At 61.3% G+C, this 17830-nt stretch carries 22 protein-coding genes; 9 read left to right on the forward strand and 13 right to left on the reverse strand.

The genetic code is table 11. The features are described 5' to 3' along the window. Positions 1–31: 31 nt before the first annotated feature. The 6 genes from PH551_RS15525 to PH551_RS15550 form a co-directional block, all read right to left on the reverse strand. Positions 32–1024: a L,D-transpeptidase family protein gene (locus PH551_RS15525; RefSeq protein WP_285193651.1), complete on the reverse strand. Its 993-nt coding sequence runs from the start codon at positions 1022–1024 to the stop codon at positions 32–34. Between the two features lie 94 nt (positions 1025–1118). After that, entirely contained in the window at positions 1119–2003 is an 885-nt protein-coding gene (locus tag PH551_RS15530) for a hypothetical protein (RefSeq protein WP_285193652.1), read from the reverse strand. Between the two features lie 64 nt (positions 2004–2067). Further along, positions 2068–2382, reverse strand: coding sequence for a hypothetical protein (locus PH551_RS15535; protein ID WP_085777861.1), 315 nt, complete (start codon positions 2380–2382; stop codon positions 2068–2070). Positions 2383–2496: 114 nt separating this feature from the next. Continuing rightward, entirely contained in the window at positions 2497–3078 is a 582-nt protein-coding gene (locus tag PH551_RS15540; protein WP_285193653.1) for a BA14K family protein, read from the reverse strand. Next, on the reverse strand, positions 3078–3239 hold the full coding sequence (locus tag PH551_RS15545) for a hypothetical protein (protein WP_285193654.1): 162 nt from the start codon (positions 3237–3239) through the stop codon (positions 3078–3080). The genes PH551_RS15540 and PH551_RS15545 overlap by 1 nt, the downstream gene beginning before the upstream one ends. Positions 3240–3343: 104 nt before the next feature. After that, positions 3344–3742, reverse strand: coding sequence for a DUF1236 domain-containing protein (locus PH551_RS15550; RefSeq protein ID WP_085777859.1), 399 nt, complete (start codon positions 3740–3742; stop codon positions 3344–3346). A 190-nt stretch (positions 3743–3932) separates the two neighbouring features. On the opposite strand from PH551_RS15550, the gene PH551_RS15555 reads away from it, so the two are divergent. Beyond that, positions 3933–4214 carry a hypothetical protein gene (locus PH551_RS15555; RefSeq protein WP_097598724.1) on the forward strand — a complete coding sequence of 94 codons (282 nt, stop codon included), beginning with the start codon at positions 3933–3935 and terminating at the stop codon, positions 4212–4214. Between the two features lie 82 nt (positions 4215–4296). Here the strand turns inward: PH551_RS15555 and PH551_RS15560 are convergent, their stop codons facing one another. Next, positions 4297–5139, reverse strand: coding sequence for a class I SAM-dependent methyltransferase (locus tag PH551_RS15560; RefSeq protein WP_183700803.1), 843 nt, complete (start codon positions 5137–5139; stop codon positions 4297–4299). 159 nt (positions 5140–5298) lie between these two features. On the opposite strand from PH551_RS15560, the gene PH551_RS15565 reads away from it, so the two are divergent. The 3 genes from PH551_RS15565 (at position 5299) to PH551_RS15575 (ending at position 7555) form a co-directional block, all read left to right on the forward strand. Continuing rightward, positions 5299–5475: a hypothetical protein gene (locus PH551_RS15565; protein ID WP_176536270.1), complete on the forward strand. Its 177-nt coding sequence runs from the start codon at positions 5299–5301 to the stop codon at positions 5473–5475. Between the two features lie 65 nt (positions 5476–5540). Then, entirely contained in the window at positions 5541–6929 is a 1389-nt protein-coding gene (locus tag PH551_RS15570; protein WP_085777856.1) for a sensor histidine kinase, read from the forward strand. Between the two features lie 2 nt (positions 6930–6931). Then, positions 6932–7555 (forward strand): LuxR C-terminal-related transcriptional regulator, encoded by a 624-nt coding sequence (locus tag PH551_RS15575; RefSeq protein WP_285193655.1) that lies wholly within the window; start codon positions 6932–6934, stop codon positions 7553–7555. Positions 7556–7598: 43 nt separating this feature from the next. Here PH551_RS15575 and PH551_RS15580 read toward each other — a convergent pair whose 3' ends face one another. Beyond that, the gene (locus tag PH551_RS15580) at positions 7599–8111 is read right to left on the reverse strand and encodes a hypothetical protein (RefSeq protein WP_285193667.1); all 513 of its coding nucleotides are present in this window, start codon (positions 8109–8111) and stop codon (positions 7599–7601) included. A gap of 301 nt (positions 8112–8412) precedes the next feature. On the opposite strand from PH551_RS15580, the gene PH551_RS15585 reads away from it, so the two are divergent. The 5 genes from PH551_RS15585 (at position 8413) to PH551_RS15605 (ending at position 10693) form a co-directional block, all read left to right on the forward strand. Further along, positions 8413–8910, forward strand: coding sequence for a hypothetical protein (locus tag PH551_RS15585; protein ID WP_097598746.1), 498 nt, complete (start codon positions 8413–8415; stop codon positions 8908–8910). Between the two features lie 10 nt (positions 8911–8920). Then, the gene (locus PH551_RS15590) at positions 8921–9322 is read left to right on the forward strand and encodes a GFA family protein (RefSeq protein WP_285193656.1); all 402 of its coding nucleotides are present in this window, start codon (positions 8921–8923) and stop codon (positions 9320–9322) included. 95 nt (positions 9323–9417) lie between these two features. Beyond that, positions 9418–10209, forward strand: coding sequence for an exodeoxyribonuclease III (gene xth, locus PH551_RS15595; RefSeq protein ID WP_285193657.1), 792 nt, complete (start codon positions 9418–9420; stop codon positions 10207–10209). A gap of 65 nt (positions 10210–10274) precedes the next feature. After that, positions 10275–10505, forward strand: a complete 231-nt coding sequence (locus PH551_RS15600; RefSeq protein WP_285193658.1) for a hypothetical protein — start codon at positions 10275–10277, stop codon at positions 10503–10505. Between the two features lie 5 nt (positions 10506–10510). After that, on the forward strand, positions 10511–10693 hold the full coding sequence (locus PH551_RS15605) for a hypothetical protein (RefSeq protein ID WP_085777852.1): 183 nt from the start codon (positions 10511–10513) through the stop codon (positions 10691–10693). Between the two features lie 18 nt (positions 10694–10711). Here PH551_RS15605 and PH551_RS15610 read toward each other — a convergent pair whose 3' ends face one another. The 5 genes from PH551_RS15610 to PH551_RS15630 form a co-directional block, all read right to left on the reverse strand. Continuing rightward, positions 10712–12796: an FAD-dependent oxidoreductase gene (locus PH551_RS15610; RefSeq protein WP_285193659.1), complete on the reverse strand. Its 2085-nt coding sequence runs from the start codon at positions 12794–12796 to the stop codon at positions 10712–10714. Positions 12797–12809: 13 nt separating this feature from the next. Then, positions 12810–13979, reverse strand: a complete 1170-nt coding sequence (locus tag PH551_RS15615) for a Gfo/Idh/MocA family protein (RefSeq protein WP_285193660.1) — start codon at positions 13977–13979, stop codon at positions 12810–12812. Between the two features lie 12 nt (positions 13980–13991). Beyond that, positions 13992–15647, reverse strand: coding sequence for a GMC family oxidoreductase (locus PH551_RS15620; RefSeq protein ID WP_285193661.1), 1656 nt, complete (start codon positions 15645–15647; stop codon positions 13992–13994). 9 nt (positions 15648–15656) lie between these two features. Next, positions 15657–17195 carry a GMC oxidoreductase gene (locus PH551_RS15625; RefSeq protein WP_285193662.1) on the reverse strand — a complete coding sequence of 513 codons (1539 nt, stop codon included), beginning with the start codon at positions 17193–17195 and terminating at the stop codon, positions 15657–15659. A gap of 15 nt (positions 17196–17210) precedes the next feature. Next, a partial coding sequence (locus PH551_RS15630; protein ID WP_285193663.1) for an ABC transporter ATP-binding protein occupies positions 17211–17830 on the reverse strand: 620 nt, incomplete at its 5' end.

Genomic DNA, 17830 nt, shown 5'->3' on the forward strand with positions numbered 1-17830 from the left:
GTAGCGTGTAGGTAGTCGCAGATCCTGCGCTTCACTTCGGAGCGGCGGGACTGCGATTGACGAATTCGACCAGGACGCCCGGCTTGACCATGCCGGCCAGCTCTTCGGCGTCCCAATTCGTCAGCCGCACGCAGCCATGCGAGCCGACCTTGTCGATGAGCTTCGGCTCCGGTGTGCCGTGTATGCCATAGGTCGGCTCGGTCAGATCGATCCAAACGCTGCCGACGGGACCGTTCGGCCCCTTCGGGATCGTCAGAACCTTGTTGTTCTTTCCCTGCTTGAAATTTCGCATCGGATCGTATCGGTAAACCGGCATTCTCGAGACGCCCTTGATCTTGTGTTTTCCTGAAGGCGCCGGATTGTCCTCGCTGCCGATCGTCGCGGGATAGACGGCAATTAGGGACCCATCCTCGCCATAGGCCAGCACCTGCCCTGACTTCTTGTCAGCCTCGATGCTCTTGACTTTGCCTTGCCTGGGAGGGCCGGGATTAACGACCCACACCTTTTCGCCGGGCGCGAAATGCGAGCCAGGGTTAAGTGCATTCAAGAGATCGAGATCCATGTGGAAGCGCTCAGACAGCTTCTCCGCAACGCTGGTATAGCCGAGGCTCTGCATCTTTGCCTTCTCGCCGTAATCCTCAGGAATCCTGTCGACCAGCCCCGTGGCGTCCTCCGGCGAGACAACATAGCTCTCAACGACGGGGGAATTGTCTTCCAACCGGGAGGCGACATCCGGATCCGGCCTGCCGTCCACGGGAAGTTTGTTCATCGCCTCGAAGCCGGCCACCGCCTTGTCGACATTCTCGCCGGAGAGACCGTCGACCACGCCGGGAGACGAGCCCGCGCGGTCGAGCAGGACCTGTAGGCGGATGATCGCCGGGTCCGGATCTGCGGGTTGCAGCTTTCCTTTCCCGATGTCGGCAATGGAAGCGGCGTTGATCGTTTCGGGGAGAAGCTCCCGCGCGGAGGCGCCGCCAACGGAAAGGGCCAGAGCGAGCAGCGACATCGGCAGGGCTGTTTTCATGGACAACAAATGGACGACGTGGGAATTTGTTCCCACACCAGCCGGACATCCTCCGACACAGCTACAAGTCCGCAGGACCGGTGGCAGGCTCCGGTCACGGCGCCTTCGCTTGCTTCCTGGCTTCGCGTGCTCTTGCGGCGCGCCGGGCGGGCCTCAGTTCTTCGATCATCGGCTGCCACCATTCGGCATCCCGGCGGGGAGGCGTTTTCGCAGGCCAGCTACGGACAAGTTCGTCGAATGTCGGGACCCGCCAGTACCCCCAGAGATGATCCTCGGTGACCCCGGGGTAGAAATCCGCGACGAGAGCCGGATCGACCAGTTCGCCGGTGATTTCTGTGAAGACGACGATCCCATACGAGGTGGCCACCGGACGTCCTGTCGGCGGCAGGTCGTCGGTCGGAAGCGGGTAACGGCGGCGCTTGCGTTCCGCTGCGCGAAGCCTGCTGCGCATCTCCTGTTCGGTTCCCTTCCGCTCGTCGGCACGCCGTCGCCTCTCCTCCGGTTCGTTTCTGCGAGCCGCCGCTTCGATCTCAGGCCATCTGCGTCTCAGCTCCTCATAGGATCGAAAGGGCACGTGCCATATTCGAAGATCGCCGTCCCATCGCGAGAACGGCACCTCGCGAAGTTCGTCGACGACGGTTTTTGAATAGGGCGTTCGGATTCGAAAGCCGGCCTTACCAAGTTCCAGATATGGACTGTCGATGGGATCGAAGGCGAAGGCATCGCGTCCCTTCGCATCCGCATGCGCGTCGGCTTCGGCCTCCAGCTCGGCAAGCCATCGGCCGATGCGACGGGACGCCGTTCGGCCGGGAACGAACCAGGCCTTTCGCACGTCGTTCCAGCGGGCACGAGGGAAGCGGTTTCGAAACTGCTCGACAGTCATCCTGTCGTAAGGGAAGGAAACCTCTGCACCTGGCTTCGGCTCATCGTCACGGAGCGACCTCTCGTCCTGGTCAGCGGGCGATTTTGTTTCGATCATAGAAGGAGAACGCTCCCGCGCTGGGATCGGTTTCCGGCGCGATCGTACGTCGCCTTAACCGACGCTAGTGAACCGTCTTCGACGGCTTCTGCGGGTGCGAAATGTTATGCAGCGTTGCCATGAGCTTTTCGAACTCGTTCAAGACACGGTTGAACTCGGCGTCCGGCATCGTAACGATTTCCGATACTGTCGAAGAAACCGACGCAATCAGTTTATCGATCCAAACGCAGCGATCGGCCGGCACATTTCCGAGAACTTCGCGACGGAGTATCTTCAACTCGCGAAGAATACGAACGATAAGGGCTCCGCGTTCCGCCCTGCTCAAGAACGGAAGCCTTGTCTGCGCCAGGTGGATTTCTGCTATCAGCGTCGTTGCCATCCCCGCTCTCCGCCCCTCAAATACAACCGGATATCACAACCGCTGCGATTACAACACGGACTTTAGTCTGGCTTGCCAGTTCGGTTCAGTTTCGTACGGCTCGCCCGTCAACCGTCAATTGCTCGTCGCGACCAGATCCGACATGTCGCAACTGCGGCGCGGTCCTTCCCATGGCTGATATGTATTGTCCTCCGGTCGGTACGATCTATAGCGGGCGGCGCATCGGGCTGCTGCCTGGGCATTGACTTTCGGGCCGCCGCCTTCATGGCTCTCGGCGATATCCTGCTGGAACGGCGAAGAGCATTCGCGGGTCCTGCCGCTATAGGATCGATAGCTGTTGGTCGCAGGATCGAAGGAACGGTAGCGCTGCGCGCACCAGGCAAGGTGCTCGGCAGCGAATTCTGGCCGCAGTTTCTGAGGTTCTGTCCACGGACGAGCGGGTTGCGAAGCCACCCTTGGCACCGTGGTGGTCGGAGCCTCGGTGACATAGCTGGAATAGACAGGTGGAATTCGTTCATAATGCTGCCGATGGGGATCGACCTTCACCGGACTCGTCGTCCACAGATCGGGGGCAGCAAGGTCCGTGAACGCGCGCGGTTCGGAATTCGCCACAACATGCGAGGCAACGGATGCCGCTGCCATGCAGGCGCCAACCGAGCTGACGATGCCGAAGGCGACCGTCGCAATGCCATTCATCAGCCCGCCTCCTGCTCTTGCGCCTGGGGAACCCAGACGCGCGCCGCGGCGCTGCTGTGACCGCCGGTCGCGACCAGCACGGCAAGAATGCCGACGATCGCCAAGAGGATGGCGATCAGCGGCACGGCGAAACCAGCGGATTTCTCTTCGGGATAAATCATGTTCCCTCTCCTGACTCGGCGGCCGCACGATGACGCTGCCGTCCATCGTGCGGCTGATCTGAAGATGATTTGGAAAACGCGGCAGAGCCACGTGAACGATCAGGTTACTTGATCACCTGAATCACCTTGCGGGACGAGGGTTCGACAATGACACGCTCGTCATTGACCACCGCGTAGGCATATTTCGGATCGTCCGGAACTGGGGTCACGACGACCGTTTCCGGCAGGGGCTGGCCGACGACCACCTTTTCCTTCACGACCACTCGTGCCGACGGTGCCGGAGCCTCGCGGACATAGGTGACGACCTTTTGCGGCGGCGGATCGATCGCCGTGCCGACGACTGCACCGGCAACGCCGCCGATAGCAGCACCGGCCGGACCACCAACGATAGCTCCGGTGATTGCGCCACCAGCTGCACCATTGACGGTCGAGGACTGGGCGAATGCCACACCTGACATCAGGGTCATGGCAGTTGCCGCGCCTGCAATAAGCTTGAAGAGCATCTTTTCCTCCTTCCTTTCAATGCGGCCTGCTTGCCGCTGCCAAACCAACTTGCTGGCGACGAGGTCGTTCCACGCCCCGGACCTCGGTCTGAGGCATCCCGGCCCTTGGTCTGGATTTTATTATTCTTCAGCCGCGCTATTCTCGAGCCGCACGCCATCGCATCGCGGGCTTGGGCAGGAGACCGAGGAGATGACACGATCCAACCGCCGGGAAGCAGGACGCAGGCGCCTGGCCATGCGTCTGCCGCAAATGCGGACGCTGATCATGCAGGCGCGCGACCCGTGGCAGCTCGAGCTTTTCGAGGCCTATCAGATGGCGGTCGAAGCGCGTGATCGGCTTCGAAGGCGACGGTTCAATTTGAAGCTGGTGCGGGAATATGACGAAACCTGTGTCGAGATCGAACAGCACGTCATGGGCGCGATGCCTCTCCCTACCTCAACCACCGCCTCATCCCCTAATCCGCGACCGTAGGTTCAATCCAGGCGCCAGGACAATGATTGTCCGCACGAGCCCCGGCACGGACAATCACGCGCGAGAGGATACTAGGAAGAGGTTAAGGAGCGCGGCCGGAGACGACCAGGGCACTCATGCTGCCGCAAGGACGGGCGCCATAGCGGGACGCCACCCGCTCGGCCACCTCATCAACGATCTCCGACATGCGCTCCGGCGCCCGCGATTCGATTTCTCCGCTGAGCGGCGTGCCCCGGCAGAAAGCGGTCGCGACATCCTGTGCTGTGGCCGCGATGGAGGTGAGTTCGAGCCGTTCGCAGGAAACCGCCTCGAATCCCGCCGATGATACTTCAGCCTTGATCGGGGTGGGGTCGAAGTAAGAATATGGCAAGCGCCTGAGGAAATCGGGAGGATCCGACGGGAAGAGGCTTGTCAGGCATTCGTCCACACATCTTGCGAAATCGTTCTCAGCAAGCGAATCCCACGTCGAGAACAGGAAATGGCCTCCGCTCCGCAACACTCTTTTCGCCTCGCCGTGGGCCTTCGGCTTATCCGGAAAGAACATGACGCCGAACTGGCAAACGACGAGATCGAACATCAAAGGGGCGAACGGCAGATCTTGCGCATCCGCGTGCATCCAATGCGTTCGCGACATCGTCACAGATGGTGCGCCGACGTCGATCATCGCCTGGCTGAGATCGGTGGCAACGATCTCTGCGGCCGGATCAAGCTTCGCCCGCAGAGCGCGTGTCAAGGCGCCGGTCCCCGCCGCGACTTCGAGCACGCTGACCGGCTTCGACCGTTCGGCTGCGATTGCCATTTCCAACGCATAGGGCTCAAAGAGAATCGGCACGAGAAGGGCTTGGTAAAGGTCGGCGACGCCTGCCCCGAACGGAGGGGGAGACGCGGCAAATGCGGCGCCTTCGATGTTCGCAGAAACCGTCACCACAAGTCTCCAAGCCAAACTCTATCGAAATTGAGATATGGCTGAATCCGCTGTTGTCCACGGGGACGGACCTTGGTCCCAAGCCCCTTCGACCGAAGTCCCCGACGCGGAACGGTCGCCTGACCGCGTCGTTTGAGCGATACGGAAGGAGATCCGCATATGACCCAAAGGAACAGATCTCATACGAACGATGCCTGGAACGTGTCCGTCATCGCCCTCGTCATCGTTCTGGCCGGCCTTCTCTATGTCTTCGGCGCAGCCATGTCAGGCGATAGCCTCCAACTGACCGAGAGCATCAGAGGCGCTGAGGTCTTCGATACCAGGAATCTGCCCTGATACAGTCTGGAAAAACTCTAAAGACGCTGTAGGTTTAGTCGGGAAAGTCTCTTACCGGTATCAAAATGAATTGGCTGCGCCGCTGGAATGCCCGCTCACTCGCCTCGCAATTTTTCATCGCGGGTGGCTTGGTCTCGATCGCCGCCATGTTTCTGGTGGGCATCCTTGTCACTCATCTGATCGAGGAAGCCGTCATTCATAATTCCGGCGCGGCGACGGCTCTTTACGTCGACAGTGTGGTGGCGCCGCTGCTTCCCGACATGCAAACGGAATCGCTGCTGGACGAAGGCAGCGCCCAGGCTCTCGACGAAACGCTCGGCCAGGGGGCGCTTGGCAGGCGCCTTGTCTCATTCAGGTTGTGGCGAAACGACGGCACCATCCTCTATTCGAACGACAAGGAACTGGTGGGCCAGAAGTTTCCCCTGAACGCCAAGCTGGAGAAGGCATTCGCCGGCTCCCTCGTTGCGCGCTACGAGATTTCCGATGACCCTGAAAGCGGCGCCGAGCGCGCGCTCGGCAAGCCGCTTATGGAAATCTACAATCCGGTTCTCCAGCCGTGGTCCGGCCAGGCGGTCGCTGTGCTCGAATTCTACGAGACGGCGGAAGGCCTTGGCGACAGCCTGGCCCACGCGAGGCTGCAGAGCTGGGGGGCGGTCGCCGCTCTCACTGGCGTCTTTTTCCTCGTTCTCTCCGCCCTGGTTTTTCGCGGAAGCCGCACGATAGAAGCGCAGCGCAGGGATCTCAAGGAACGGGTCCAGGAATTGTCTTCGCTGCTGGCTGAAAATCGCGGGCTCCAGCGGCGGCTGCAGCGCGCTTCGCAGCGTGTAGCGGCGCTGAACGAAACATATCTGCGCAGCATCGGCGCCGATCTTCACGACGGTCCGGCACAGCACATTGCCTATGCTTCACTGCGACTGGACAGCGATTTATTGATCAATGCGTCCACCGAGCCCGAAGCGCGCGAAAAAGAACTTGCGTGGATACGCTCGAGTCTCGCCGAGGCCATGACGGAAATCCGCAATATCTGCAGCGGACTGGTGCTGCCGCAGATCGAAAAGTCCTCCATCACCGATATCGTGCTGCGGGTCGTCGAAGCGCATCGGCACAAGACCGAAACCGTTGTCGAAACGAACATCGACGAGGATGGACCCGAGCTCGCTGCTGCCGTAAAGATCTGTATCTATCGCTTCGTTCAGGAAGCCTTGAACAACGCCTATCGCCACGGCGGCGGCGTTCAGCAGAGCGTGAAAGCCGTGTCGCACAATGGTCATGTTTGTGTGGAGGTCAGTGATCGGGGCGATGGGTTCGACCCGACGGAGGTGAGGCCGACAAGCCTCGGCCTGGTTGGGCTGCGCGAACGCATCGACAGCCTGGGGGGATCTTTCGATATCAAGACGGGTGAAGGCGGAACGACCGTGACCATGACCTTCGAGCCTATGGAAGCTGGAGAGTAGAGATGACACCAATCACCGTCGGCGTCGTGGACGACCACCCGCTTTTTCGCGAGGGCGTAACGCGCAGCTTGTCGGAGATGAGCGACTTCGTGGTCATTGGCGAAGGGGCCAACAGCGAAGATGCTGCCATGATCGCTTCAAACAACCGTCCCGACATCATGCTCCTCGATGTCTCGATGCCCGGCGGCGGATTGGCTGCGATCGGCGACGTCCTGGCGCTGAGCCCGACGACGAAAGTGCTGATGTTGACGGTATCCGAGGAGGTGGACACGCTGCTCGGAGCCCTGCAGCAGGGCGCGATGGGCTACGTTCTTAAAGGTGTCGGTTCCCGCGGTCTCGCCGAAGCGATTAAAACCGTCCTCAGCGGATCGCGATATGTCTCGCCGACGATGTCGGCGAAGGCGATGGAAAATTCGCTACAAAACGGAAACTCCGACAAGAACAGTCTGACGCCAAGGGAGCGCGAGGTGATGGATCTCGTCGCCCAAGGTCTGTCAAACAAGCATATCGGCCTGCGCCTCAACTTGCAGGAAAAGACCGTAAAGCACCATATGACCCAGATCCTGAGCAAGCTCGGCGCCTCGAACAGGACCGAGGCGGCCCTGCAATGGCGTGAACGGCGATAGCACCGGGTCGACCGATGATTCCTACGGCGTTCCGAATTCTGCCTCAGCGAAGGAACCGGCTTAGCCGGCTTGCGTCGCCAGCCGTCGCCTGCCGGCTTATGATCGTCCTGCCCTTCGAGTCCTTCATGATATAGCGGCCGCTGCGCAGGCTTTCGGTGATGCCGTTCGCGTGGCGAACGTTGATCGACCCATCGGTACCTTCGGTCGCTCTGGCCTTCGATCCTGTCGACGTCGAAGCCGAGGAGGAAGAGGATCCGGCGTTGCTGCTGGAGCTTCCACCTGAGCTGTTGCCGGAGCCACTATTGCCGTTTCCGCCCCCGTTGCCATTGCCTCCCCCGTTGCCGCCTCCTCCACCGTTGCCGTTTCCGCCGCCGTTTCCGCCGCCGTTGCCGCCCCCATTGCCGTTCCCATTATTGCCGTCTTTTGCCTCTGCGTGTTTCGCCCTCAGAACGCGAAAGGAGCCGTCGAGGTTAATCGTCACGGGTGATGCGGCAACCACGAAGGCGACGGCAGCGCAGCCGCCCAATCTCAAAAAACCTCGTTTCGAGACAGTCAATGCCATTGCCTTGTTCATCCGTTCTTCGCCGTTCCTACGCCCGTTCGACGCCTGGGAATTTTCGCCTTTCTGAGGGCTAAATGCAACCGGACCTAGGTACTAAGAAAAGGCAGGACTTTGGTCCGGCAAACAGTGGATACGCCCCTAAAAATACGAGCGCTGCCATCAAAAATACTGCCTCTGCGCGTGTATTGTCGACTTTGTCGCCATCGTGATGTTGGATGAGGCGCGGACGCATTTTTCTGGAACTTCTTTCGTCGTGGTCGCTTTTGATTATCAAAATGCAACGGAGGAACCCGCGATGCCGAACCCGAATGAATCACCCGCCGTCCAGTCCTTGCGAAAAGAGCAGGCGGAGCAGCGCAAACAATCCCGAAAGGGCGAACTCGACAAAGCGATCGAAGACACGTTTCCTGCTTCTGATCCTGTTTCCGCTACTCATACCTCCATTCCCGCCGGCCGCAGCGATGTAGAGGCGGCTGAGCGCGTGAAGCGGGAGCCTGATCCGACCGCGGTTGACCAAGAGTACCCGCTGGTCGATCAAGCCTTGCGCTCTACCGGACAAACAGCCCGCGCCTCGGACAGATTCGATGCAAATCGCGAAGAGTTACGCGCGCTTCAGAAAGAAGCCGGCCGGGTGGCCGAATCCGCCTCCGAGCTGGCTTCCGGAACAGCCCGCCTGGCAAAGGCCGAAGCGAAGAGCTTTGTCCAGGACATTGAGGATCGGATCCGCCGGCAGCCGCTGACGGCTGCGGCGATCGTCGCCGGCATCGCCTTCGTCTTCGGCGCAACGCGCTGAGAGGACCACAATGGCGAGCCAATGGACCGGCGGCTGCCTGTGCGGATCCTGCCGATATGAATTCAGCGGCGATCAGCCGCATTCGGGATACTGCCATTGCGACATGTGCAAGAAGGCGACCGGAGGACCTTTCGCGGTTCTTGTCCAGGCCAAGGTTCAAGATCTCGCCTGGACAAAGGCTCCCCCTGCCGTATACCGATCCTCACCCATCGCGACACGTGGCTTTTGCGGCGCATGCGGAACGCCGCTCTTTCTTCAGTATGACGGCGACGAACTGATCCGCGTGACAGTCGGTTCGCTCGATCAACCCGACAGGATACGCCCGGCAGGTCATTACGGCGTTGAGAGCCGGCTTGACTGGGCCGACTGCGGGCGCGGACTACCGGAGGAGGAAACTCAGGAGCGTTTCTGAAGGATGCCGCGAAAAATTATGCCCGTGAGGCCCGACCAGTGAACCAGTAGATTGCGGCCAGCTTCTGGATCTGGCCACCGTCGCGGCGTGAGCCCATGAAAATTGCAACCTACAATGTCAACGGCATCAACGGGCGACTGAACAACCTGCTCCGCTGGCTGAAGGAGGATGCCCCCGATATCGCCTGCCTTCAGGAATTGAAAACCGACGACGCCACGTTTCCGCGAAAGGAGGTCGAACGGGCCGGCTACGGCGCCGTCTGGCACGGGCAGCGATCCTGGAACGGTGTCGCCATCCTGGCAAAGGACAAGATACCGATACTGACCCGGCGCGGTCTTCCGGGCGATCCTGACGATACCCACAGCCGATATATCGAAGCCGTCATCGAGGGCATGCTGATCGGATGCCTGTATCTGCCGAACGGCAATCCTTTTCCCAGCATCAAGTTCGAATACAAGCTTCGCTGGTTCCGTCGCCTGCACGCCTATGCCGCCGAACTGCTCGAAATCGAGGTGCCTTCCATCCTTGCCGGTGATTTCAACGTCATGCCGACGGAGATCGACGTCTACAAGCCGGAGCGCTGGCGAGACGATGCGCTTTTCAGGCCGGAAGTCCGCAAAGCCTATGCCCAGCTCGTCTCCCAAGGCTGGACGGATGCCATCAGGCATCTGCATCCGGACGAGCGCATCTACACCTTCTGGAAATATTGGCGGAACAGTTTCGAGCGCGACGCCGGGCTTCGGATCGACCACTTTCTGCTCAGCCCGACGGTGGCGCCGTGGCTTCGATCGGCGACCGTCCGGCGTAAGCCGCGGGGCTGGGAGCATACGAGCGACCACGCACCCGTCATGATAGAGCTCGATGTTCCCGCAGATGAAGCCGTGTAAGCGATCGCAGAATATCAGGGAACCTGCGATGGCTGCCGGAGTTTGCCTGCAAAGGAGATTGTCCGATGCGCACGAAATCCATTCCCGATTCCGCCAAGCTTCCGCCGAAGTCGTTGAATGAGGATACTCAGGACGACGAGCTGCCCGAGGTAGATGTCGACGACCAGCGCAAGCCTCCCGTTAGCATGGGCAACAGCCGCGAGGCGGGCGACGGCGTCCCCGGCTCCGACCCTGAGACAGGCCGCGCCGATCAGAAGGGTCGCATTCCTGCCCCGCAATTCTCCAATCGGAAATGATCGTCATGGGCGAAAGCAAGAACTATCTCAATACCGACGAAATCCAGGCCGACGACCAGTTGTCGCCGAAACCGGTCGAAGGAAAAGATCCGCCGAGGCATGTGCGCAAAAGCGAAGAAGCCGTCACAGAAGGCTCTGACGATACGGAGCGCATCCGAGTTCCTCCGCCGGTCGCAAATCCCGATTGATATGGTTACAGCGTCGCCTCATACGCCAGCGCCAAGGTCGTAGATGCGGCCCGTCAGCCAGGCGGGCCAGTCCCGCTCGAAAAAGGATCTGGCGCTTTCATCCAGTTCGCGGTTGGGACGGGTTGAAAGCCTGATCTCATCGCCTTCGAGCCGGACGATGATCTGTTGCTTGCGATGCGCTTCGCTTTCCTTGCGAAAGCGATAGTGCTCCAGTGGACCGACGCTCGCCAGCGGAAGGAATTCGCCCTGTGCATCGCAGATCGCGCGTGCTCCCCGACTGCCGCCGCCCTTGCCGATGAAGAAGTCCAGCGCACTCAGCACCGCTTCCGAGGCGAGCGCCATGTGCCGCCATTGCACGCCTCGGACCGCTTCGGCCGCGCGACCGTAGGCGAGGCCGTTGGCGCGGATTTCGACGTTCAGCGCCCGCGCTTCGACCAAGGCCTGGCGGACGCTCCTTTGATCGCAGATGATGCCCGCCTTCTCGCTCATGCGTGCCTGCACCGCCGAGCGGACCGCTTTGACGGTGAGCGGGCTCTCGGTCCGCAGCGCGGAAAGAAGATTGGCGATGCCCGCCTCCGCCGCCTCCGGTACACGTCCCGCGGCAGCCCGCTTCGCCCCGCCGCCGGCGCCGATGTGTTCGGCCACCCGGGTGCCGAAGACCTGCCCGGCATTCAGCGCCGCTCCACCGGGCCTTGTTACCCCATGTGTGCCCGCCGCCTCCCCGACCGCGTAGCAGCCACCCAGATTGGTGCGGCCCCAGCTATCGACCATGATGCCGCCGTTCATGTGCTGGTTGTTGACCGCGAACTCCAGCGGCTCTTCGGCAATATCGATCTTGTAGCGGCGATAGAGTTCGATCGCGAGGGGGTTCATATGCTTCAATCGATCGATCGGCATTTCCTGATCGGCGCCAGCCTTGCCGAGATAGAGCCGAACATCCTCGTCCAGCCTTTCCAGGCTGAATGGCAGGTCGCCGGGAACGGGCAGAGGATTGCGATTGAAGTCCATAAAGACGCGCCGACCCGCTGCGGTCTCACGGTAAATGGCGAGATCGACTAGGCTCGAGCCGAAATCCAGCATGCGGGTGGCATGGAACGGCCATTGATAGCCCTTGCGGAAGATGTTCGACGCCAACTCCCGGGTGCTTCGATAATATTCCGCCAGGAAATGGTGTTCGGCGCCTTCGCCATCGACCGAATAGATATGTGGGATTGCTTGGACGTACGTGCCGGACAGATTCCACGGGAAGCCCTCCCTGCGCGTCCCGATGCCGAACTGGCTTTCGGTCAAATTGACGAGCTCGACGCCTGCCTCCAGCGCCAATCCAAGGGAGCCGAAGCAGCCGTTCGGGTAAACGCTGTCGCGATAGAGTTCGCCCGGGCCGCCGGCGGCGAGCACAATCACATCACTCACGAACAAGGCGATGCCGAGCGGGTTCTCCTGCCTACGGTCGCCGGCGCGCATGACGAGCATGCCGGCGACATGACGATCAGCCACCGCGCCCTCGGTGAGGATTTTGACCGCGGTGGTCTGGTTGTAGAACGGCACGCAGAGCCGGATCGCCTCCTCCGCCAGCACCTTGACCATCAGCCGCGAGGTGCGCGGGCCGCAGCTGGTGGCGCGCCCGACCTCGTCATGGTCGGTCTGATATCTCAGCGTTCCGCCAAGCGAATCCTGGGGCAGCGGCAGCCCCAAGAACTGCAGCGACGCCATCATCCGCGACGAGCCCACCGCCTCGACATAGGCCGTGTCTTCGTCCATGGCGCCGCCGCCGCCGATGGCGCGGGCCATCGCCCGGTAATTGTCGCCTTGATCGGCCGTGTTTGCGGTGTGCAGGGTTTGCTTGTCAGAGCCAGAGCAGGCCGAGGTTCCGCCCCATGCGCTTTGGCTGATGATGACGACATCGACGCCGCGCCGTTTCATTTCCACCGCCGCACGCAGACCCGCAGCGCCGGATCCGACGACAACGCAACCGGCGCGGTAGATCGGCACGTCGAAACCAGCGAGGCAGGCTACCCCGGAAGCGGGAGCCTCCGGCGGAAGCCGCGGCATATCGACGTCGGTCAGTGCGTCAAGAATTTCCTGCGGAACGTCTATTGTCATCGGCTCGCCACAATCAATTGAGCGGGATATCCACCCAGCGTCTCTGCCGGGAGGACTCCATGCATGCGTCGACGATCTGGCAGATATGGTGGCCGGTATCGAATGTCGGCCACATCGGTTTGTTTGCGACAATCGATCGGATCACCTCCGCCACCTCGATGATCTTGCTTTCATTGTAGCCAATGCCGAAATTCGGCAGCGGAAGGAAGGCCCTGAAGGTGGGGTTCTCAGGACCGACGTCGATCTCGCGAAAGCCCCGGCGTCCCGTGTTGTCGTCGTTGGAGTAAAAACGCAGCCGGTTAATCTCGTCATAGGTATAGGCGATGCTGCCCTTCGTTCCGTAGATTTCATAGGTCTGCATGAATTTGCGGCCGGTGGCGACGCGGCTGAAGTCGACGATGCCGGCGGCGCCGTTTTCGAACCGGCACAGCAGGTTCGTCGCGTCGGGATTGGTGATATCGGCCCAGGCCTCGTTGCCTGACAGGTTCACCTGCTCCCCATAGGCAAGCCCCTCGACGATCGGCCGGCGCGGGGTGACGATGAGATTGTCGGCGATCAGGGAGCTGACGCGGCCAACGAGGAAATCCATGAAGCTGAAGATGTGCGAACCGGTGTCGCCGACGATCCCGGTCGGCGCGAGCTTGCCATCGGCACGCCACATGTACGGCGCTGTGGGATCCCCATACATGTCGACATGCTGGCAGCCGCGAAACAGCTTTATCTCGCCGATTTCACCGGATTGGATGATCTCTTTCGCCAAATCATGAACGGGGTTTCGGGGAAACGCGTGTCCGACACGTGTAATGACTCCCTTCTCTTTAGCGATCTCGGCCAGCTCCCGCGCTTCATCGGCGGTGTTTGCCAGCGGCTTCTCGCAATAGACATGTTTGCCGGCCAGCAGCGCGGCCTTGGCCACCAGATAGTGAAGATGGTCGGGCAGACAGATATCGATCAGATCGACTTCGGGATCGGTGACCGCCAGCTTCCAATCCTGGTAGATCCTGGCCCCCGGCGCCCTGTTGCCGATATCCTGCGCTACGTCAGGGTTGCTGTCGACAAGCGCCACGATCCGCGCCGTTCCGCCCGACACGCCGAAGAAATGCTGAAAGGTCTGATAGGCCATCGTGTGGACCTTTCCCATCCAGCCCGAGGCGCCAAGCACTGCAACTTTCACTTCAGACATCGTCGTTACTCCTTAGCGGATCTCGGCGCGGGCCCGCGGCCTCGTATCATTGCGCTCATGGGCGAAGACCGCCGACGGCAGCGCAGGCAGGCCCCGGATGAGGTCCGATCCTTTTTCGCCGACCATGATCGTCGGCGCGTTGGTGTTGCATGACGGCACGCGCGGCATGACGGAGGAATCGCAGACCCTGAGGCCTTCCAGGCCGTGGACCTTGAGATCGAGCCCGACAACCGCGTCAGACCCGGTTCCCATCTTGCAGGTGCCCACCGGATGATGGTCGGTCTTGGCATTGGCGCAGCCATAGTCGAAAAGCTGCTCGTCGGTCACGACCTTCGGCCCGGGAAACCTTTCGGCCATGACATAGGGTTTCAGCGCCGCCTGCTGCATGATTTCGCGGGCAATCTTGAGCCCCTCCAGCGACATCTTCCTATCGTGAGGATCGGACCAGTAGTTGGGATCGATCAAGGGAGCCGCACCCGGATCGGCGGATGAGAGACGCACCGTCCCTCGCGAGCGCGGATGCAGATAGGCCGAGTTGAGCGTGACCCCGGCGTTCTTGAGCCGCTCGACGCCTGCTTCGATGCCAGAACCGAGGCCGAGGTGGAACTGGATATCGGGAGACCGTGCGTCGGGATCGGCATACCAGAAGCCGCCGGTCTCGAACAGTGAGGAGGCGACCGGACCGGTGCGGAAGAGAACATATTGAATTCCGGCCCACAGTGTCCGGTGGAGCTTCGCGACGCCGTCATAGGTGTGATCGCCAGTGCATTCTGCGATAACGAACAGGTCGAGATGGTCCTGAAGATTGCCGCCGACGCCGGGCAGATCGTGGAGGGGCCTGACGCCAACCGAGGTCAAATGGTCGGCCGGCCCTATCCCGGACTGCAACAGGAGCTTCGGCGACCCGATCGCGCCTGACGAGACGAGCACTTCGCGTTCAGCCCGCACGACCTCCAGACCGTGTTCGGTCGCGATCTCGACGCCGACCGCGCGGCCTGCCTCCAGCATGATGCGGACGACGCGCGCGCCCGTCCGGATCATCAGATTCTTTCGATTTTTGATTGGCGAGAGATAGGCAAACGATGCCGATGACCGCCGGCGGTTGCGCTGGGTGAGCTGATAAAATCCGACGCCGGCCTGCTGGCGGCCGTTGAAGTCGTGATTATAGGGTATGCCGAGCTCCTGCCCCGCGCGAATATAGGCGTCGCAGATCGGCAACGGTGCAGCCGGCATGGAGACACCCAGCGGACCGCCATAGGCGTGGTAGTCGTCGGCGAAACGTTGATTGTCCTCGGCACGTTTGAAATAGGGCAGGATCGAACGGTAGTCCCAGCCCTCGCAGCCGTCTTCACTGGCCCAGAGATCATAATCGGCCGCGTTTCCACGGGTGTAGAGCTGTGCATTGATCGACGAGCCGCCGCCGATGATCTTTGCCTGAGTGTAGCGAAGCACCCTGCCCTTCATGTGCTTCTGGGGCACGGTTTCCCATCCCCAACTGGCGACGCCCTTGGTCATCCTGGCGAAGCCGGCGGGCATGTGGAAAAGAGGATTCCAGTCGCCTCCGCCCGCCTCCAGCAGCAGTACCTTGACATCGGGATCTTCGCTGAGGCGGCTTGCAAGAACGCAGCCCGCAGGACCGGCACCGGTGATGATATAATCGAATCCCATTTTACTGTCCTAGTTGAAGCCGGCGCGCATTAATGGATCTCCCTGTGTCTGCAAATCCGTCGATGCGATGTGATGGGCAACTCTGAGCGCTTGGCTGGCGACCGTGAGCGCGGGATTGACTGCAGCCGATGTGGGGAGAAAACCGGCGTCGACGACGAAAAGATTGCCGTGATCGTAGGATCGGCAGTATGGATCCAGTGGCGCTGTTGCCGGGTCGTTTCCGATGCGGATCGTTCCGCACTGATGGGACGGCGTGCGTTTGTCGAAGGGTCTGGATAGCACGATCGGAAAACCGATCGACCGCAGGATTGCCTTCAGCTTGGCGACAAGCGCAAGATGCGCGTCCCAGTTGGTCCTCTGCCATTTAAGGATGATCCGATCGCCGTCGACCATCACGCGGCTTTCGGGATTCGGAACGTCCTCGCTCATCGCATAGAAGTCGATGGCATGGTCCGTCATGAAACGCAGAAGCCATTCCGGCGCCTGCGGCAGAGAGCCTTTGAGGACCTTTTCGGAAATACGCCCCAGCAACTGCACATTGCCGAGCGGTGGTCCGCCCTCCCCGTCCGAGAGATAGAAGTCGTTGAAGGCGAAGGTCTTCTGGTAGACGGCGGTGTTCCTGAAGCGCGGCGAGAGCGCTATCACGGCCGAGGCGTTGTGGTTCATGAAGTTGCGGCCCACCTGATCGGAAGAGTTGGCGAGCCCCTTCGGGAAGCGGTCGTTCTTCGAACGGAGCAAAAGCACGGATGACTGGACCGCACCGGCGGAAAGAATGACGATCCTGGGCGAGACGGTCAGCGTCTGTCCGTCCTTGACATAGGTGATCCGGTCGATCCGGCTCCCCGCCCCCGTGTCGAGCCGTATCACCCGTGCATTGGTCTCAAGCCGCACGTTCTCGTGTTTCAGCGCCACCGCGAGCGCTGCGGTCTCGGCATCCATCTTGCCGTCCCGCGAATTCGGATGCGCATCCCAGGGCGTGCGTGCCTTGGAGAGCCAGGCATCGAGATCCAGGCCGAGCGGCAGCGAAAACGGATGCAGGCCTTTCGCCTTGAGGCGTGCCCTGACGTCGGCGACCGGCGCCTCATCGGGCACGGGCGGGAATTCGTAGGCAACCGAGTGATGCGGTTCGGTCGGATCTTCGCCAAGACTGCCGCGAACCTGATACATCAGCTCCGCCTTCGAATACCAGGGCTCCAGCTCTTCATAGGGAAAGGGCCACGCCGGCGACACGCCTTCCCGATGTTCAATGACGTCGAAATCCTCTTTGCGGTAGCGTGACAGGACGGCGCCGTAGAATTTCGAGTTGCCGCCGACATTGTAATAGTTGCCGGGGTTGAAGCCCCTGCCGTTCGCCTCGTACCACGTCTCATTCGGCCGGAAGTGGCCACGCTGGAAGATGGCGCGCTGGTCGCGATTGACGGGAAGATCAGCAATATGATCGCCGGCTTCGAGGACCAATATCTGCGCACCTGATACAGCCAGGCCGGCAGCGACGGTGGCGCCGCCGACGCCCGAGCCGATGATGACGATGTCTGGTGAACCGCTCATGTCAACACCTGGTGATCACGCGATCCGCGCCTGCGTTTCCGGATCGAAGAAGACGGCCTTGTCGAGGTTGAAGGCGAGGCGTGTGTGCTGGCCGGGCGCGATGCCGGCATCGGCGCGCAGGCGCGCGACGACTTCCTTGCCGCCGAGCTTGGTGACGGCGAAGGTGTCGGAGCCGGCCGGTTCGACAACCTCGATCAGGCAGTCGCCTTCGGTGAGCGAGCGGGCATTGCGGTCGGCGCCATCGGGATCGGTCAGCGCCTCGGGGCGGATGCCGAAGATCACCTGCCGGCCGGCATAGGAGGAAAGGCCGTTGGCGGTTGTCGTGACGGGAAGCCTGAGCGGGGCGGCGTTCGGCCGTTCGAGCGAGACCGCAAGGCCGCCGGCGCCGTTTTCGACCGAGGCCTTCACCAGGTTCATCGCCGGCGAGCCCATGAAGTCGGCGACGAACATGTTGGCGGGATTGTTGTAGATCTCCGCCGGCGTGCCGAACTGCTGGACGATGCCGTCCTTCATCACGGCGATGCGGGTGGCGAGCGTCATCGCCTCGATCTGGTCGTGGGTGACATAGACGATGGTCTTGCCGGTCGCCTGATGCAGCCGCTTGATCTCGATGCGCATGTCGACGCGCAGTTTCG

It is taken from the genome of Rhizobium atlanticum, assembly GCF_030182485.1.
Taxonomy (GTDB): domain Bacteria; phylum Pseudomonadota; class Alphaproteobacteria; order Rhizobiales; family Rhizobiaceae; genus Rhizobium.

What these genes read in the sequence shown, in the direction of transcription:
- PH551_RS15570 (WP_085777856.1), top strand. Translation starts at nt 5,541, where the DNA reads ATGAATTGGCTGCGCCGCTGGAATGCCCGCTCACTCGCCTCGCAATTT.
- PH551_RS15605 (WP_085777852.1), top strand. Translation starts at nt 10,511, where the DNA reads ATGGGCGAAAGCAAGAACTATCTCAATACCGACGAAATCCAGGCCGAC.
- PH551_RS15590 (WP_285193656.1), top strand. Translation starts at nt 8,921, where the DNA reads ATGGCGAGCCAATGGACCGGCGGCTGCCTGTGCGGATCCTGCCGATAT.
- PH551_RS15525 (WP_285193651.1), bottom strand. Translation starts at nt 1,024, where the DNA reads ATGAAAACAGCCCTGCCGATGTCGCTGCTCGCTCTGGCCCTTTCCGTT.
- PH551_RS15600 (WP_285193658.1), top strand. Translation starts at nt 10,275, where the DNA reads ATGCGCACGAAATCCATTCCCGATTCCGCCAAGCTTCCGCCGAAGTCG.
- PH551_RS15620 (WP_285193661.1), bottom strand. Translation starts at nt 15,647, where the DNA reads ATGGGATTCGATTATATCATCACCGGTGCCGGTCCTGCGGGCTGCGTT.
- PH551_RS15625 (WP_285193662.1), bottom strand. Translation starts at nt 17,195, where the DNA reads ATGAGCGGTTCACCAGACATCGTCATCATCGGCTCGGGCGTCGGCGGC.
- PH551_RS15575 (WP_285193655.1), top strand. Translation starts at nt 6,932, where the DNA reads ATGACACCAATCACCGTCGGCGTCGTGGACGACCACCCGCTTTTTCGC.
- PH551_RS15610 (WP_285193659.1), bottom strand. Translation starts at nt 12,796, where the DNA reads ATGACAATAGACGTTCCGCAGGAAATTCTTGACGCACTGACCGACGTC.
- xth (WP_285193657.1), top strand. Translation starts at nt 9,418, where the DNA reads ATGAAAATTGCAACCTACAATGTCAACGGCATCAACGGGCGACTGAAC.
- PH551_RS15530 (WP_285193652.1), bottom strand. Translation starts at nt 2,003, where the DNA reads ATGATCGAAACAAAATCGCCCGCTGACCAGGACGAGAGGTCGCTCCGT.
- PH551_RS15545 (WP_285193654.1), bottom strand. Translation starts at nt 3,239, where the DNA reads ATGATTTATCCCGAAGAGAAATCCGCTGGTTTCGCCGTGCCGCTGATC.
- PH551_RS15615 (WP_285193660.1), bottom strand. Translation starts at nt 13,979, where the DNA reads ATGTCTGAAGTGAAAGTTGCAGTGCTTGGCGCCTCGGGCTGGATGGGA.
- PH551_RS15535 (WP_085777861.1), bottom strand. Translation starts at nt 2,382, where the DNA reads ATGGCAACGACGCTGATAGCAGAAATCCACCTGGCGCAGACAAGGCTT.
- PH551_RS15585 (WP_097598746.1), top strand. Translation starts at nt 8,413, where the DNA reads ATGCCGAACCCGAATGAATCACCCGCCGTCCAGTCCTTGCGAAAAGAG.
- PH551_RS15540 (WP_285193653.1), bottom strand. Translation starts at nt 3,078, where the DNA reads ATGAATGGCATTGCGACGGTCGCCTTCGGCATCGTCAGCTCGGTTGGC.
- PH551_RS15565 (WP_176536270.1), top strand. Translation starts at nt 5,299, where the DNA reads ATGACCCAAAGGAACAGATCTCATACGAACGATGCCTGGAACGTGTCC.
- PH551_RS15550 (WP_085777859.1), bottom strand. Translation starts at nt 3,742, where the DNA reads ATGCTCTTCAAGCTTATTGCAGGCGCGGCAACTGCCATGACCCTGATG.
- PH551_RS15555 (WP_097598724.1), top strand. Translation starts at nt 3,933, where the DNA reads ATGACACGATCCAACCGCCGGGAAGCAGGACGCAGGCGCCTGGCCATG.